Origin of the sequence: Peribacillus sp. NPDC058002 (assembly GCF_042886655.1) — a bacterium.
GTDB lineage: Bacteria > Bacillota > Bacilli > Bacillales > DSM-1321 > Peribacillus > Peribacillus aracenensis.
Map to the genome: position 1 here is coordinate 15,960 of NZ_JBHVQU010000042.1, position 15,880 is coordinate 31,839.

General features: G+C 38.4%; 15 protein-coding genes. 2 read left to right on the top strand and 13 right to left on the bottom strand.

Going from position 1 to position 15,880, the window contains the following annotated elements; all coding sequences use genetic code 11:
• Positions 1–151: 151 nt before the first annotated feature.
• Positions 152–1,147 (top strand): zinc-dependent alcohol dehydrogenase family protein, encoded by a 996-nt coding sequence (locus tag ACFVSH_RS10505; protein ID WP_387705860.1) that lies wholly within the window; start codon positions 152–154, stop codon positions 1,145–1,147.
• 267 nt (positions 1,148–1,414) lie between these two features.
• Here the strand turns inward: ACFVSH_RS10505 and brnQ are convergent, their stop codons facing one another.
• The 4 genes from brnQ to ACFVSH_RS10525 form a co-directional block, all read right to left on the bottom strand.
• Positions 1,415–2,776, bottom strand: a complete 1,362-nt coding sequence (gene brnQ / locus ACFVSH_RS10510) for a branched-chain amino acid transport system II carrier protein (protein WP_387603302.1) — start codon at positions 2,774–2,776, stop codon at positions 1,415–1,417.
• A gap of 90 nt (positions 2,777–2,866) precedes the next feature.
• On the bottom strand, positions 2,867–3,826 hold the full coding sequence (locus ACFVSH_RS10515) for a proline dehydrogenase family protein (RefSeq protein WP_387705872.1): 960 nt from the start codon (positions 3,824–3,826) through the stop codon (positions 2,867–2,869).
• A 180-nt stretch (positions 3,827–4,006) separates the two neighbouring features.
• Entirely contained in the window at positions 4,007–5,566 is a 1,560-nt protein-coding gene (gene pruA / locus ACFVSH_RS10520; protein ID WP_387705874.1) for an L-glutamate gamma-semialdehyde dehydrogenase, read from the bottom strand.
• 108 nt (positions 5,567–5,674) lie between these two features.
• Positions 5,675–6,682, bottom strand: a complete 1,008-nt coding sequence (locus ACFVSH_RS10525; RefSeq protein WP_387705862.1) for a proline racemase family protein — start codon at positions 6,680–6,682, stop codon at positions 5,675–5,677.
• A gap of 343 nt (positions 6,683–7,025) precedes the next feature.
• On the opposite strand from ACFVSH_RS10525, the gene ACFVSH_RS10530 reads away from it, so the two are divergent.
• Positions 7,026–8,402 (top strand): sigma-54 interaction domain-containing protein, encoded by a 1,377-nt coding sequence (locus tag ACFVSH_RS10530; protein WP_387705876.1) that lies wholly within the window; start codon positions 7,026–7,028, stop codon positions 8,400–8,402.
• Between the two features lie 657 nt (positions 8,403–9,059).
• Here the strand turns inward: ACFVSH_RS10530 and ACFVSH_RS10535 are convergent.
• From ACFVSH_RS10535 to ACFVSH_RS10575, 9 genes are all read right to left on the bottom strand, one after another.
• On the bottom strand, positions 9,060–9,674 hold the full coding sequence (locus ACFVSH_RS10535; protein WP_387705864.1) for a PadR family transcriptional regulator: 615 nt from the start codon (positions 9,672–9,674) through the stop codon (positions 9,060–9,062).
• A 77-nt stretch (positions 9,675–9,751) separates the two neighbouring features.
• Complete coding sequence (locus ACFVSH_RS10540) at positions 9,752–10,465, bottom strand: HoxN/HupN/NixA family nickel/cobalt transporter (RefSeq protein ID WP_387603293.1); 714 nt, start codon at positions 10,463–10,465, stop codon at positions 9,752–9,754.
• A gap of 121 nt (positions 10,466–10,586) precedes the next feature.
• Positions 10,587–11,405 carry an urease accessory protein UreD gene (locus ACFVSH_RS10545; protein WP_387705866.1) on the bottom strand — a complete coding sequence of 273 codons (819 nt, stop codon included), beginning with the start codon at positions 11,403–11,405 and terminating at the stop codon, positions 10,587–10,589.
• Positions 11,405–12,016, bottom strand: coding sequence for an urease accessory protein UreG (gene ureG, locus ACFVSH_RS10550; protein ID WP_387603287.1), 612 nt, complete (start codon positions 12,014–12,016; stop codon positions 11,405–11,407). Before ureG ends, ACFVSH_RS10545 begins: the two co-directional genes overlap by 1 nt.
• A gap of 21 nt (positions 12,017–12,037) precedes the next feature.
• The gene (locus ACFVSH_RS10555; RefSeq protein ID WP_387603284.1) at positions 12,038–12,724 is read right to left on the bottom strand and encodes an urease accessory protein UreF; all 687 of its coding nucleotides are present in this window, start codon (positions 12,722–12,724) and stop codon (positions 12,038–12,040) included.
• Positions 12,714–13,172: an urease accessory protein UreE gene (gene ureE, locus ACFVSH_RS10560; RefSeq protein ID WP_387705868.1), complete on the bottom strand. Its 459-nt coding sequence runs from the start codon at positions 13,170–13,172 to the stop codon at positions 12,714–12,716. The genes ACFVSH_RS10555 and ureE overlap by 11 nt, the downstream gene beginning before the upstream one ends.
• A gap of 22 nt (positions 13,173–13,194) precedes the next feature.
• Positions 13,195–14,907: an urease subunit alpha gene (gene ureC / locus ACFVSH_RS10565; protein WP_387705870.1), complete on the bottom strand. Its 1,713-nt coding sequence runs from the start codon at positions 14,905–14,907 to the stop codon at positions 13,195–13,197.
• Entirely contained in the window at positions 14,904–15,227 is a 324-nt protein-coding gene (locus ACFVSH_RS10570; protein ID WP_387603275.1) for an urease subunit beta, read from the bottom strand. Before ACFVSH_RS10570 ends, ureC begins: the two co-directional genes overlap by 4 nt.
• A 24-nt stretch (positions 15,228–15,251) precedes the next feature.
• Positions 15,252–15,554, bottom strand: a complete 303-nt coding sequence (locus tag ACFVSH_RS10575; RefSeq protein ID WP_061465959.1) for an urease subunit gamma — start codon at positions 15,552–15,554, stop codon at positions 15,252–15,254.
• Between the last annotated feature and the right edge of the window lie 326 nt (positions 15,555–15,880).

Below are 15,880 nucleotides of genomic sequence, written 5' to 3' on the forward strand. Positions count from 1 at the left end.
GCAACTCCTTACCCTAACCAATAAGAATGTGCGTACTTTTCATTTTATATTATATGAAGTATCATTGGTTTTACAAGAGAAGACTAAATATTCGTTCTTTTCAAAATAGGTATGAGACATTTCCCAAAAAAAATAAATAGGAGTGACTAAAGTGAAGGCGCAAATTATTCAATCTTTTGGTGAACCCTCCGTATTTCAATGTAAAGAGATTTCAAAACCTGAACTAAAACCTGGACATGTACTTATTCAAGTCAAGGCTACAAGTGTAAATCCCATTGATACGAAAGTCCGTACTGGTGCAGTTCCAGCCGTTGCCCCCGAGTTTCCGGCAGTATTACATGGAGATGTTGCAGGTTTGGTAGCTGCAGTAGGTGAAGGAGTAACCGAGTTTAAAGTTGGCGATGAAGTGTTTGGATGCGCGGGAGGTTTTAGAGGGACTGGCGGTGCACTTGCAGAGTTTATGCTTGCAGATGTCGATTTACTTGCTCACAAACCGAAAAATTTGACGATGGAGGAAGCAGCTGCTTTACCATTGGTTGCCATTACTGCATGGGAAGCATTATTCAATCGGGCAAATCTTGTCCCTGGACAAGATATACTAATCCATGCAGCGACCGGCGGAGTAGGACACATTGCCATTCAACTGGCGAAATGGGGAGGGGCGACAGTCTATACAACCGCCTCTTCGCAAGAGAAGCTGGAGATTGGCACGCACTTTGGTGCAGATGTCACGATTAATTATCGAGAAGAAAGCGTTCACGACTATGTACAGAAATATACAGATGGAAAAGGATTTGACGTTGTGTTTGACACGGTAGGAGGAGAAAACCTTGATCGCTCCTTTGAGGCGGCCGCAGTACATGGAACGGTAGCAGCCATCGCTGCCCGTTCGACCCATGACCTCTCCCCCGTGCATGCAAAGGGACTTTCTCTGCATGTTACCTTTATGTTGTTAAAGATATTAAACAAGGACATGCATAAGCATTATCGGGAAATTTTGAAGAAGGTTGCTCGGTTGGCTGAGGAAGAGCAGCTGCGTCCGCTTGTGGATCCAAACATTTTTACGTTTGATGAGGTTTCAAAAGCCCATGAGTACATGGAGTCCGGCAAGGCGATAGGAAAAATAGTTTTGAAAAATAATTGGTAATATCATAAAACAATTGAAATGCCTCAACAACTTTATGTTCATTTAAAAATAGACGGTACAGTGAGAATTTCTATAAAACTCTCACTGTACCGTCTGCTTTTTATTTTTAATTATTTTCGGTTCTTCATTCCAAATTTAAATACTATATACCTCAAAAAAAATTCATTTTCTGCCCCGGTGCTTAAAAATAACAACCGTTGATCAAATGAAACCTATTACAGACACTTTTTCTATCTGTATACCATTGTCCCTTCAACTGGTTGATTATTACGAAACTTTATCAGTTACTTGTCCAGCTATATCAATAATTACACTGGATTCTTGTTTAGTTTTCGCGACTATTAGCCCAATCAAAAAGCCCACTAATCCTGTGCTAATCCATCCAACTCCATAATCGAATAATGGAATGAATCCAAATGTATGGTTAATTGCATTTGTTAAGATATGCGCTTCTTTTAAAGCATCAAGCAGAGCAACCAATCCGACTCCCGCTACAGTGCTCACATATACGGACCGATAACCTTTAAATAGATTATTGGCAAATATTAAAGCAATCAAAGCAATGGCCAATGGATAAAGCAGCAGCAATATTGGAGAAGCAAGTGTCAATACAGTATTCAATCCAAAGTTTGTAATGATTGTTCCTATGATAGAAAAAACTATAATCCATTTTTTATAGCTAATAGACGGAACAATTCGTTCAAAGTATTCAGAAACGGCTGCCAGGCATGCAACATTTGTTGTAATTCCTGTGAGGAAAATAATTGTTCCTATGATATAAATTCCATAATTCCCAAACAGAGCAATAGCACTGGCAGCTAAAACTTCTCCCCCGTTTTCTTTTAACCCAATTGCATCTACACTGGAAGCACCCATCCAAGCCATTGAAACCTGTAAAGCAACTAACCCAATAATTGTTATGATTCCTGCTTTGATAAATAGCTTGGAAACTTCTTTTTCAGATTTTATTCCTAACGAACCAATTGACTTAATGAAAATGCCGCCAAATATAAAAGCAGCTAGTACATCCATTGTATAGTAGCCTTGCGTAAACCCTTTTAAGAAAACGCCATCTATGTATTCCTCTCCAGGAGCCCCTATTTTGCCCATCGGTGTTATAAATGATTTTATAATCAATACTGCTAGCAGTATTGAAAAGATGGGGGTAATAATTTTACCCAGGTTATCTACCAATTTCTTTGTATCCCAGGAGAGCAGGACCGTCAATAGAATAAATAACACTGAAAATACAAGCAGATACAGCCTTTCATTTGCTGCACTTTGAATTAAGGGATTTAAACCGATTTCATAAACAACAGAGGTTGTTCTGGGAATAACATAAATAGGTCCCAACGTTAGAAAAAGTAACATTGAAAAGAATGTTGCAAAGCGTGGGTGGACCCTTCCTGCAAGTTTTTCTACAGTACCACCTCCACGAGTCAGGGCAATGATAGCTAGTAAAACCAGTCCAACGCCTGTTATCAAAAACCCTCCCATGGCAAGCCAAGTGTTTGTTCCCGCCTGTTGACCTAACATCGGGGCAAATATAACGTTCCCCGCTCCTAAAAACATGGCAAAGAGCATTAACCCAATAGACAGCACTTGTGAAAAGGACACTTTCTTATCCATTGTTATTCCCCCTTAATACTTATTAAAGCTGCGGGAACGGCTGAAAGAGCCCTTCCTAAAATATCCTGTAATAAATGGCTGCATATTTCTTTATACTTTCGTTGGTTTCTTCTTGCTTAATCTTCCTAATAGAAAGGCACCCGCTCCGATCCCGATTAGGGTTTTCGTTTTTTTGTTGAATGTCTGTTTAGCTACTAAGTTAAGGTTTTGGGGACGCTCCGCCAAACGGCGCATAAAGTATCCATACCAGTCCACTCCAAACGGAACATAAGTACAAAAATTGTATCCTTCCTTGGCTAAACTCAACTGCATATCCTTTCTGAATCCGTAAAGCATTTGGAATTCATATTTCTCTGTTGGTATGTTATTCTTTTTCGCGAACTTTTTCACATGATTAATGATTTGGTGATCATGTGTAGCAATGGATGTAAATTTACCATGCAGGAGATGATACTCGATTAACTCAATGAAATTTTGATCAATATCTTTTTTGTCTTGATATGCGACATTATCAGACTCTTTATAAGCGCCTTTTACGATTCTTAACCGGTAATTTTTATATTTTGTAATCATATCTTTCGCATTATGAAAATAAGCCTGAATAACCGTTCCAATATTATCATAGTCTTTGGAAAGTTCATCAATTAAATCAAAAGATGACTGAAGATGACCATGATCTTCCATATCAAAATTGATGAATACATTATATTTGTACGCTTTTTCAACAATTTCCGATAGATTTTCAAGGCAGAAACTATAATCAATATCCTGGCCCAGCTGAGTAGGCTTTAAGGAAATATGGGCATCCAATTGATGCTCATAAATAGCTTCAATAACGGCAAGAATCTTGGTTTTCGCCTGCAAGGCTTCTTTCTTTTCAAATACAAACTCACCAAGGTTATCGATTGTTGCAGAAATCCCGTTTGCATTCAATTCTTTAACACTCTTCACCATTTCTTCAATATTCGTTCCTGCTACGACAGACTGGGCACCAAGTTTAAGCCCCCATCGTTTTGCACCGCTATTAAGCATCTTATTTTGAGAAAGCATAATAAAAAAATCTTTTGTTATTGTCAAAGTAGTGACCTCCATCATTTTGAACTGGACTTTTTACCAACTCAATTATATTTAGCGTTAATCCCAGAATTTCACTTAATAAAATTCACTTCAATTTTTCAAACCGGTTGCTAACATCCTTTATAAAAGGCAGCATAAAAGCTGCCTTCTTTCTTAAATTGTTTCACTAATCGTTTTTGCCTGCATGTGTAAAATAAGATAGTCAGGGCCTCCTGCCTTGGAGTCTGTTCCTGACATGTTAAAACCGCCAAATGGCTGGTAGCCAACAATGGCTCCTGTGCAGCCACGGTTAAAATAAAGATTTCCTACATGAAATTCTTCTTTTGCCCGTTTAATATGATCAGGATTATTTGAGAGTAACGCTCCAGTTAGCCCATAATCCGTATTGTTCGCTATTTCCATCATGTGATCAAAATCGCGGGCTTTACTGAAAGCCAGAACAGGACCAAAAATTTCTTCCTGCATAATGCGTGCTTTTTCATCAACATCAGCAAAAATAGTTGGCTGGATAAAGTAGCCTTTAGAGTCGTCCCCTTCACCGCCGGTTATCAACTTGCCTTCTTCTTTTCCAATTTCAATATACTTTGTAATTTTGTTAAAAGAAGCTTGATCAATAACTGGCCCCATGTAGTTATTCATGTTTTCTGGATTACCGATTGATAAAGTCTTTGTTAAAGCAGCTGCTCTTTCTAAAACTTCGTCATAGACATCTTGGTGTACAACCGCACGTGAACCAGCCGAACATTTTTGACCCGAGAATCCAAATGCTGAGTACACGATCGAGGATGCCGCTAAATCTAAATCAGCATCTTTATCTACTACAACAGTATCTTTTCCACCCATTTCAGCAATCACACGCTTCAACCAGATTTGGCCTGGCTGTACTTTTGCGGCACGTTCATAAATACGGCAGCCAACCTCACGTGAACCAGTGAAAGATACAAAGCGGGTTTTAGGATGATCAACAAGGTAATCACCTACTTCTGCACCACTTCCTGGAATGTAATTGATTACTCCTTCAGGAAGGCCAGCTTCTTGTAATAGTTCTACAAATTTAGCTGCAATTACAGGTGTATTATTCGACGGCTTTAAAAGAATGGTATTCCCTGCTACGATTGCCGCTGCCGCAGTTCCAGCCATAATCGCCAATGGAAAATTAAATGGGGAAATAATGATCCCTACACCAAGTGGAATATAATTAAAAGTATTTGCTTCTCCTTCTCTGCTTTCTACAGGAGCCCCCCCTTTTAATTGCATCATTTGGCGTCCATAAAAAGTCAGAAAATCAATCGCTTCTGCCGTGTCTGCATCCGCTTCTTTCCATGGCTTTCCGGCTTCCTTCACTAGATAAGCAGAAAATTCATGTTTTCGTTCACGGAGAATCTTTGCTGCACTAAGTAAAATATTCGCCCGTACTTCAGGGTCTTCTTTTTTCCAAGTATCGAAAGCAACTAGCGCGGCTTGCATCGCCTTTTCAGCCAACTCTTTATTTGCTTTGGAAACACTTCCAATTACTTCTTCCTTATTCGCTGGGTTAATCGAAATGATTTGTTCTTCTGTTGTAATCGACTCGCCCCCGATAATTAGGGGGTAGCCTTTACCCATCTCTGATTGAACAACTTTTAATGCTTGATTACATGCATTTTTATTTTCTTCAATCGTAAAATCAGTGAATGGCTCGTGCTTATATTTTTCTTGTAATGTAGTATTCATAGTCATATGTAGTTTTCTCCTTTATAGATAATGTGGAAACCTCATCAAATTTTGATTAAGTGTAGCAAGCCATATAGGTATACTTCACTGTCATCGGCTTCCTGTGCCTTAAGCTTTTTCCAATACAAACTGTTGATTTAAGGTAAAGCCTTGTTGATATGGATCGGTTTCTTCTAAAGCAAATCGATGTAATCCGGTAACCCAGGCTGACCCTGTAATTTCAGGAATGATAGCATCGAAACCTGATACTGTCGTTTTCCCAACTACTTTACCTATAAATCTGGAATCGATAATACTTTCTTGAATAATACTTTCACCAATTTGAAGATCCAGGGCTGCTAATTTGGCTGAAGTACCTGTGCCGCATGGTGAACGGTCAATTTGTCCATTCCCAAAAACAACAACATTGCGATAATGATTCTTCTCCTTTTTTAAGCTGAACTCTATAAGATCCACCGTGCAAATATTGGGGTTTTGCGGATGCTCAAAATAAAATTGCTCATTAAGCATTTGTTTTATTCTCATACCAAGTTTAGATAAAACAAGGGTTTCGCTTGTTTCTAATTTCAAATTAAATTGTGACGCGTCCACAATAGCAAATATGCTGCCGCCGAATACAATATCTAATTTGATGGTTCCATAACCTTCAATAACAATATTCACATTTTTTTCAAGAACAAAAGATGGCACATTCCGGAACGACACTTCACTAACTTTCTGATCTTTATATTTAGCTGTACATTCCACCTTGCCTGACGGTGTATCAAGAAAAAACAATTCCTTTTGAGGTAACAAGCCAAACTGTATACCTGCAGTAATAGTGCCGATTGTGCCATGACCGCACATATTAAGATAATCACCGCTGTCCATGAATATTAAGCCTGCATCACAACCTTCTTGAGAAGGTTCACAAAGAATAGCCCCAAACATATCCTGATGACCGCGTGGCTCGTTCATTAATAAATTTCTTAGCCAAGGTATTTCTTTTTTAAGATTATTTTTTTTTTCTAACATTGTATCTCCTGAAATTTTTGGAACCCCACTTACAATAATTCTTGTTGGCTGACCCATTGTGTGGGTATCGATAGTTTCAATAAATTTAGAAAAATTGATCATCACTACACCTTCTCTTTTTTCACAAAAATTTGCATTCTACTAGACATAATGCAATTTGCATGCCAAAAACTTTTTTCAGCATGACTTCGATAAGAAAAACAAAATTAACAATAAGTCATTCTCTTTTATATAACGTGTATGTTCCTTATTCTGAACTGATGGAGCTGGGTTAAAGGGATGGTACAATAGCAAGATTAATACGTAATAATAAAAAAAAATCAAACTCTAAATAAAAATATTGAATAGACTTCATTTTTAAAATATTATAAAAAGTGTAAATATTATTTACATAATGTAAACCTGTAAACTTACACAAAAGAGCCGTAAAAGGAGGCAGATCAAAATAGCGGATTTTAGCAGAGATACTATCCTTTTTTATTTAGAAGCTATTTTAAAAACCAGTAAAGATGCAGTCACAGCTGTTGATAAAACGGGGCGGGTTGTTTACTGGAATGAAGCAGCAGAAAATACTTATCAAATTAACTCAAATGAAATAATAGGGAAAAACATAGAGAACTATTTTCAAATGAAGGATATTAAATTGTACGAAATCTTAAAGAGTAAACAGCCAATATTTGATGTTTATCATCAACCTCGTCCTGATAAGCATATTTCAATCAGTTCTTCTCCTGTTTTTGACCATGGCGGCAACCTGATTGGCGCCATATCGGTAGATCGTGATATAACAGCTACCGTAAAACTAAATGATAAGCTTTCTGTTACAACCTCGAAGCTACAAGATTTAAAACAGCAAATCATTAATCAGGCTAAAAACTTACCGTTCTCCAGCATAAAAGGCAGTAGCAAAATTATTAATCAGATAAAGGCATCCGCTATTAAAGTAGCAGCAACTGATGCAACAGTGCTGATATTAGGGGAAAGCGGTGTAGGAAAGGAACTTTTTGCACAGGCCATTCATGAGTCAAGTTCTAGAAAAAAAAGGCCATTTGTTCCTATTAATTGTGGTGCGATTCCTTCCCCCTTATTTGAAAGCGAATTCTTCGGCTATGAAAAAGGTTCGTTTACAGGAGCTGAACAGGGTGGCAAGGCAGGAAAACTAGAAGAAGCAAATGGCGGTACACTATTTTTAGATGAACTAGGCACAATGCCTTTAGATATCCAGGTTAAATTCTTGAGAACTCTTCAAGAAGGAGAAATATATAGAGTAGGTGGCACAAAAGCAATCAAAGTAGACATAAGGGTAATAGCAGCTACAAACAGCATGCTGGAGGAGATGGTGGAAAAAGGGGAATTCAGAGAAGACTTATATTATCGTCTGAATGTGGTTCCCCTTCATATCCCCTCACTTCGAGAGAGATTAGAAGATGTTCCAGAGCTGGTACATTTATTTATAGAAGAGTTCTCTATTAAATATCAAAAAGAAATACAATTTCAATCGAATGATATGATGGAGTTATTTTCCTCATACCACTGGCCTGGTAACATAAGAGAATTAAGAAATTTTGTAGAGAGACTTGTGGTCATGACTGATGAAACTGTATTGCAAGCCAGTGATATATTGAATATTCTTCCGCAAAAGGCAAAAAAAATTACGTTTGAACATGCTACTATCACATTTCAAGATGAGATAAGCCTAATAGAAAAAGAACGAATAAAAAGTGCATTAGAAAAAACGCACGGTAATAAGACATTGGCAGCTAAGGAATTAGGCTTTTCAAGAGTCACTCTTTACAAAAAGATAAATAAGTATGGACTTTAATATTAATCTCGAACTTACCTTTTCACCTTTAAAAACAAAGGCTCTTTTCGTAAAGATTGTTGTTTTTAAAATGAAACGATTTAAGGTTGATTGGAGCGAAAGTGCGAGACTCCTGCGGGAGCAGCGGGACAGGTGAGACCCCACAGGCGTTTACGTCGAGGGGCTCACCGCCCGCCCCGCGGAGGCGAGCATCTGGAGGGAAATCAACCACACCTCACTACTTGGTAAATAGAAACAAAGTATGCAAAAACAGCCAAAATAAAGTTGAAGGATAAAGATAATTTGTAATAAAAGGGCATCCCTTTGGGTGCCCTTTATCATGCAATCAAAAGAACAATATTTATAGTATTCAAATTTTTTCCTTTTGAAGTAAACTGCCCCGTTAGTTTAAGTACATTTCTTCACAATCTTAATAGTGACACTAACATAAATATTCAATAAAAAAATCATCTCGCCTCTAAGAAATCTATAGAGGTGAGATGATTTTAATCAATCTTTTTTATAAAACTGCTCGTGGGAATCTTACGGCAACGAATTCAGAAATATGGTAAACAAATTTCAGCAATCGGGCGCGATTGTGAAAGAAAAAGTAAAAGGCATGATACATTTTAGTCATGTTTATCTTTACATTAGGTGATGTGTAACTTTTGACTATAGTCAATAAATCAAGGTCGTGTCAGAAATGATTATATTAAGTTTTCCTACCATGATTCCTAACAATAAATTGTTTAATCTTGCTTTCTCAATCAAATTCAGAACCCACTTACACCATGAAATTTCTTCTTCATCTAACCTATTCCTTCTATTAAAAAGAATATAACCTCCAAAATGTTTAGATGTCATTTCTAACCCATCTTTCCCATGTGCTTGTTCAATTTTGGCTATATTTTCTTCTCGCAAAGCCACGGTTTGTTCTAATTTAGAAATTCGGTCCTGAATTAATTTTTTCGCATTTTCTTCATTCGATAACCAAATCGAATATATCTTAATAAAAAATTCATCTCGAATGATGGGATCAGAAGGCAATTCAGTGACCCAATTTTCCAGAGTTTCTCTTCCCTTTTCTGTGATTGAATATATTTTTTTATCGGGTTTACTCGTTTGTTCAATATGTTCAAATTCCAAAAGCCCATTCTTCTCCATTTTAGTTAACAGAGGATATATTTGACTATGCTTCGCAGGCCATAATACCTCTAAATACCTAACTAATTGATAGCCAGAACATGGATTTCTACCAAGCGAACTAAGTATCGCATATCCAAGCGTATTCATCTAATCCCCCTTCATCCATATATCGTTCAATAATAGTGTGTATGTTCGCACTCATCGATCCAACATTCCTTACTGACTTAAAACCAAAGGTTAAATAATCCTTCATTAACCCCTAAATTATACATATAATATATTCCAAAAACCATACTAATTGTGCCCATTGTGAATACAAGTGTTCTACTAATTTTAACGCGTTTCATACTTAACACAAAAGGGATGCCAATAATCGTAGTGAAAAAAAGCATACCAATGACCGTTCCTACTCCAAATAAAAGGATATAAATAGCCGCTTCCCAAACACTCTTTACTGTACTCATCGTCAATATAACCATAGTGCCACTTCCTGCGAGACCATGGACTAGACCAATAGACATCGATTTCAAATATGAAACATCTTTATGTTTGTGTTTATGCTCATGTTTACCACCATGTTCATGGGTATGGACATGTTTATGTTCATCTCCATCATGTGCATGCGTATGAACATGGGTACTTTTGAAAGAAAGGATCGTTGTAACACCCAGATAAACAAGCATGATTCCTACTAAAAATTCTAAGGACATAGACCATTTCCCTGGTATTTCACCCTTCATAAGAATAAGAATAATACCAACTATAAATAATGTTATCGTATGACCTATCCCCCAAAATACTCCTGCTAGAGAAGCGTGCCATAACTTTTTGCTTTGACTTGCAATTGTTGATACTGCAATCACATGATCAGGCTCGATTGCATGCCTGATTCCCAAAACAAAACCTATCGTTAAAACTGAAAACAATGTAACATCCATAAATATTTCTCCCTCAAACTTTTTGTCCCGTATAAAGTGAAACTTCCATAAGTGGGGTTTACCACAGCCTGATTAACCCGGATAAAAGCCCGGCAACCTTTTGATTGCCGGGTTCTAAGCATTAATACTTTCTTAGAAAACACGGTTCGGTTATAAACCACTCTTGACTAATAATTCGGTGACACTCAGTAAAGATTTCCTCTATTACTTTTGTCGAGTTGGCTAATACACGAACCGTAAATCCTGGTACAGATAATAAAGATAGTCCAATTTTATATCGATCTCCATTAATAGCCTGATATAACCGATCAAGGAGGTCAGGGCTTGTTTGTTCGCCAACCACAATCATGGAACCTAAATGCGAAAACCCTTCCATGAATCCAATCTCCTCTATATTTTGGGCAGCAGGATTCAATTGAATGTGATCATAGGCCACAAGCTCATCGTCCATATAAATTTCATTGATGAATTGAAGCCGATTATAACTGAAACGATCTCCATCCGGAGACCACCCCGGGGTTAAAATGTCGGAATAAAGGAAGGTCGCCCCTTTCTCCATGCGAATGACATTTTTTTGTTTATAGCGCGCGTCCTGATACATAATTAGCGGATCCGGAATATACTCGAGATAACATCCAGACTTTAGAAAGATCTCTGTTTCCTGGTAGGCATGAGTGTTAGGTGTCTTATAAACCTTTGTTGCGGATTGTGTCGTTAAGGTTAGTCTTGCTTGCTTCTCGAGCGTAATTTGTATTTTATAGCGATCTCCGTCTAGATAGCCTCCACCGGGGTTCAAAATATAATAACAAGCTTGTCCAGAGTCATCATGATAAACCGGACGCATAACTTTCAATGCGCCCTGAAAATATACATTTTTCGCTACAGTCTTTCCAATCCGATCTTCGACATCTAGACACAAAACTCCAGTCCAGTCTTCCATTATTCCAATCCTTTTAATAATGCATTCTTCATAAGCCAATCAATGACCTGGTCAAGCCCCGTGTTATCTTTTAAGTTGGTGAAAACAAACGGTTTATTTCCGCGAAAAACCTTCGTATCAGACTCCATCACTTCGAGGCTTGCGCCAACGAAAGGTGCTAAATCAGTTTTATTAATGATGAATAAATCTGATTTAATCATCCCTTGGCCGCCTTTACGCGGAATTTTTTCGCCTTGAGCTACATCAATAATATAGATGGAGAAATCCACAAGCTCTGGGCTGAAAGTCGCCGCAAGATTATCGCCTCCACTTTCCACAAAAATGAGCTCTACGTCCGGATGCTTCTCTTTTAATTCATCGATAGCCGCAAAATTCATGGAGGCGTCTTCACGAATAGCTGTGTGTGGACATCCGCCTGTTTCAACCCCAATAATACGGTCTGCCGGCAGGACTCCATTTTGCATTAAAAATTTGGCATCTTCTTTTGTATAAATATCATTCGTCACAACGGCCATGCTGACTTCACCTTCTAAATGACGGGTTAGCCTTTCAACCAACATCGTTTTTCCGGCTCCAACAGGTCCGCCTACTCCAATTTTAATCGGTTCCATATAAAAACACTTCCTTCTATATTAAGACATGAAAATACGAATATTCACACGCTCATGTTTCATTTGTGATAACTCTAAACCTGGTGAAACGATTCCAAAATCCTCTTTATCCAAAGTTTGAATTTTTTCTGTTGCTTCTATTAAAGCACTTTGAAACTCATGAATCGTCTTCTGTCCCGCGGTCTGTCCTAACGGAATCGCCCGAACGGCATTTTGAACAAGACTTGAAACAGTAGAATACAAATAATAGAGGGTGGTAGTTGTTTTCGGAACACCAAGATGGTGCCCTATCATCGTAAATGCAATAGCTGGATGTCCAAAGGAGTGCTTCTCCTTAATCCGTTTTTGATATAGCGAGTGAACAGGAAACTCATATAAAGATCCTACAAGGTTTACCATGCGTTCTCCCATTCTTTTGGTACCTTCTCTCGTTTCACGCGGCAAATTTTGAACCGTCAGCATTCGATCGATCTTCCACACCGTTTGTATATCCTCATTTTCCAAGGCATCATAGACAAGACGGGTTGCCAGCCCATCTGAATAGACGAGCTGTTCATTTAAATATACATGAAGCCACTTGGAAAACGATGCTTGATCATACACTTGATCTTCTTGAATATACGTCTCTAGACCATATGAATGACTAAAAGCACCAGTTGGAAAATTCGAATCACATAGTTGGAATAAAGAAAGAATATTAGGATTCATGGCTATGTCCAATATGACGAAAAGCCTGTTTTACTTTCCGCTCTTCACGTGTAAAAGGAATTTGAAGCTCTTGCAGCAATTCTTCAACAAGATAATCAAACTGAACGAGCATATCATTCTCTTCAAATTGAGCTGGAAGGTGACGATTCCCCAATTGGTGGGCAATCGTTCCCATTTCATTTAAACTTCGCGGGCTAATGACCAACAGATCATCGGAAAGGACATCTACGACAATCATATTTTTATCATCCATATATAAAACATCGCCAGCCTTTAGGTCACGCAGTTCTTTTAAGCGAATGCCAATTTCGTGGCCGTGGTCGGTGGTCACTCTTTGAATCCGTTTCACTAAATTAGCACTTTCCAGGTACACCTTTTCCATATGGCGTTTCGCAATTTCTTCTCTGTCCATTGCTTCGATATTTGCAACGATTTTTTCAATAATCAATATTTTCACCTCAAAATAAGACTCAAAATAAGAAATAGCGTTGTCCCATCGGCACTATATCCACAGGCTCACAAGTAATGAGTTCCCCGTTTACTTTTACCTCATACGTTTGTGGATCAACCGTAATCTCAGGCGTTTCGGAATTAAGCTTCATATCTTTTTTCGTTAAGTTTCGAATACCATGAACTGGAAGAACCGTTTTTTCCAAGCCTAATTTTTCATGCACTTTATCATCAAAAGCGACTTGAGAAACAAAGGTAATTGAGCTCTTAGACATGGCTTTTCCATAAGATCCATACATTGGACGATAAATAACTGGCTGTGGTGTCGGAATGGACGCATTGGCATCACCCATTAAGCTTTCTGCAACAAAGCCATTTTTAAGAATCATTTCAGGCTTCACGCCGAAAAATGCCGGTGACCAAATGACAAGGTCCGCCATTTTTCCGACTTCAATCGAACCGACATATCCAGAAATACCATGAGTGATAGCGGGGTTAATCGTATATTTAGCTACATAACGCTTCGCGCGATTATTATCAGAAAGCTCGCTGTCACCTTCCAACGCTCCTCGCTGTTTTTTCATTTTATCTGCTGTTTGCCATGTACGTAAAATAACCTCGCCAATTCGTCCCATTGCTTGTGCATCTGAGCTAACCATACTGAATACACCCATATCTTGAAGAATATCTTCAGCCGCAATCGTTTCGCGTCTAATCCGTGAATCAGCAAAGGCAAGGTCTTCAGGAATAGATGGGTTTAAATGGTGACACACCATTAACATATCCAAATGCTCGTCGATCGTATTAATTGTATATGGCAAAGTCGGGTTTGTAGATGATGGAAGAACATTCATAAAGCTCGCTGATTTAATTAAATCAGGAGCATGTCCGCCCCCTGCCCCTTCCGTATGGTACATATGAATAACTCGGTCTTTAATCGCCGCTAGCGTGTTTTCCAAAAATCCGCCTTCATTCAACGTGTCTGCATGAAGGGCAACTTGTACGTCATATTGGTCCGCTACTCGGAGAGCGTGGTCGATAGCAGAGGCTGTAGCTCCCCAGTCTTCATGCACTTTTAATCCAATTGCGCCTGCACGTACTTGCTCAACTAACGCCTCTTCGTTCGCAGCTTGTCCTTTTCCAGTGAAGCCTACGTTAATTGGAAATCCTTCCGCTGCTTGCAGCATTTTATGAATATTCCATTCACCTGGAGTAACAGTTGTGGCTTTTGATCCTGCAGCAGGACCCGTGCCTCCTCCGATTAAAGTTGTAAGACCGGAAGCTAATGCAGTCTCAACCTGTGCTGGATTAATGAAATGTACATGTGAGTCGATTCCACCAGCAGTGACGATCATCCCTTCCCCAGCAATGATTTCTGTAGAAGCACCAATTACAATATCCACATTATCCATTATTAAAGGATTTCCGGCTTTTCCGATTCCAGCAATTTTCCCGTCACGGATTGCAATATCCGCTTTATAAATTCCGGTATAGTCTAGGATAACAGCATTTGTAATGACAACATCCGGAACTCCATCTTCGCGAGTTGCAAGAGGATGTTGCCCCATCCCGTCACGGATTACTTTTCCGCCGCCAAAAACGACTTCTTCACCATATGTAGTATAATCTTTCTCAATTTGGATCACTAAATCTGTATCCGCTAAACGAATGGAATCTCCTGTCGTTGGACCATACATCCCAGAATATTGCTTTCTTGACATTTTGAAACTCATTGATTTCCCCCTCTTTCCACGGATCCATCTGTTTTATTATTAAATCCATACACACGACGTTCTCCACCAAAGTCAATCAATTCTATTTCTTTTTCATCTCCAGGCTCTAAACGAACGGCGGCACCCGCAGGGACGTTTAACCGTTTCCCAAACGCTTCTTCGCGATTGAATTGAATAGCTTCATTGATTTCATAAAAGTGGAAATGAGAGCCAATTTGAACAGGCCGATCTCCTGTATTAATTACAGACAGCTTTGTGACTATTTTCCCGGCATTACAAATAATTTCTTCTTCTTTTAAAAATAGTTGCCCTGGTATCATTTGAGCATGCCTCCTTGTCTATTCTTATCTGATTGGATTATGAACCGTTACTAGTTTCGTTCCATCAGGAAAAGTAGCTTCTACTTGAATATCGTGGATCATCTCTGGAATACCTTCCATAACATCTTCGCGCGACAAAATCATTGCTCCATATTCCATCAATTGTGCAACTGTTCTTCCATCCCTCGCCCCTTCTAACACTTCATAGGTAATAAGTGCTACGGCTTCCGGATGGTTTAATTTTAATCCTCTTTCTTTTCGTCGCTTAGCAAGATCAGCTGCCACTACAATCATGAGCTTATCTATCTCACGCGGTAATAATTGCATCGTAAAGCCTCCTCATTTTTAAAATGACCAACTATGGCGAAAATTCCATCAATTCTTGAGACATTTCTTCTAAACCCATTGATGCTTAGTTGAACCAATCGGAACGGAGAATCAAATATTCATCAATAAAGTTACCTGAATTATCTGCAATCGCACGATAAAAAAAATACCATTAAACCCTAAACAGATTATCACTATTTTAGAAAAACAATGATGTTGGAATTAACTTTTTTTATTTTATTTACAAAAAAAATCAGATTTTACAATAAAATGAAGGATTGATTCCCCTGGAATATTAATATATCATAATATACATATATATCAAA

Bases quoted from the DNA above. Each gene is read 5' to 3' on its own strand.
- brnQ (WP_387603302.1), bottom strand. From the start codon at position 2,776: ATGGATAAGAAAGTGTCCTTTTCACAAGTGCTGTCTATTGGGTTAATG.
- ACFVSH_RS10515 (WP_387705872.1), bottom strand. From the start codon at position 3,826: ATGCTTTCTCAAAATAAGATGCTTAATAGCGGTGCAAAACGATGGGGG.
- pruA (WP_387705874.1), bottom strand. From the start codon at position 5,566: ATGAATACTACATTACAAGAAAAATATAAGCACGAGCCATTCACTGAT.
- ACFVSH_RS10525 (WP_387705862.1), bottom strand. From the start codon at position 6,682: ATGATCAATTTTTCTAAATTTATTGAAACTATCGATACCCACACAATG.
- ACFVSH_RS10535 (WP_387705864.1), bottom strand. From the start codon at position 9,674: ATGAATACGCTTGGATATGCGATACTTAGTTCGCTTGGTAGAAATCCA.
- ACFVSH_RS10540 (WP_387603293.1), bottom strand. From the start codon at position 10,465: ATGGATGTTACATTGTTTTCAGTTTTAACGATAGGTTTTGTTTTGGGA.
- ACFVSH_RS10545 (WP_387705866.1), bottom strand. From the start codon at position 11,405: ATGGAAGACTGGACTGGAGTTTTGTGTCTAGATGTCGAAGATCGGATT.
- ureG (WP_387603287.1), bottom strand. From the start codon at position 12,016: ATGGAACCGATTAAAATTGGAGTAGGCGGACCTGTTGGAGCCGGAAAA.
- ACFVSH_RS10555 (WP_387603284.1), bottom strand. From the start codon at position 12,724: ATGAATCCTAATATTCTTTCTTTATTCCAACTATGTGATTCGAATTTT.
- ureC (WP_387705870.1), bottom strand. From the start codon at position 14,907: ATGAGTTTCAAAATGTCAAGAAAGCAATATTCTGGGATGTATGGTCCA.
- ACFVSH_RS10570 (WP_387603275.1), bottom strand. From the start codon at position 15,227: ATGATACCAGGGCAACTATTTTTAAAAGAAGAAGAAATTATTTGTAAT.
- ACFVSH_RS10575 (WP_061465959.1), bottom strand. From the start codon at position 15,554: ATGCAATTATTACCGCGTGAGATAGATAAGCTCATGATTGTAGTGGCA.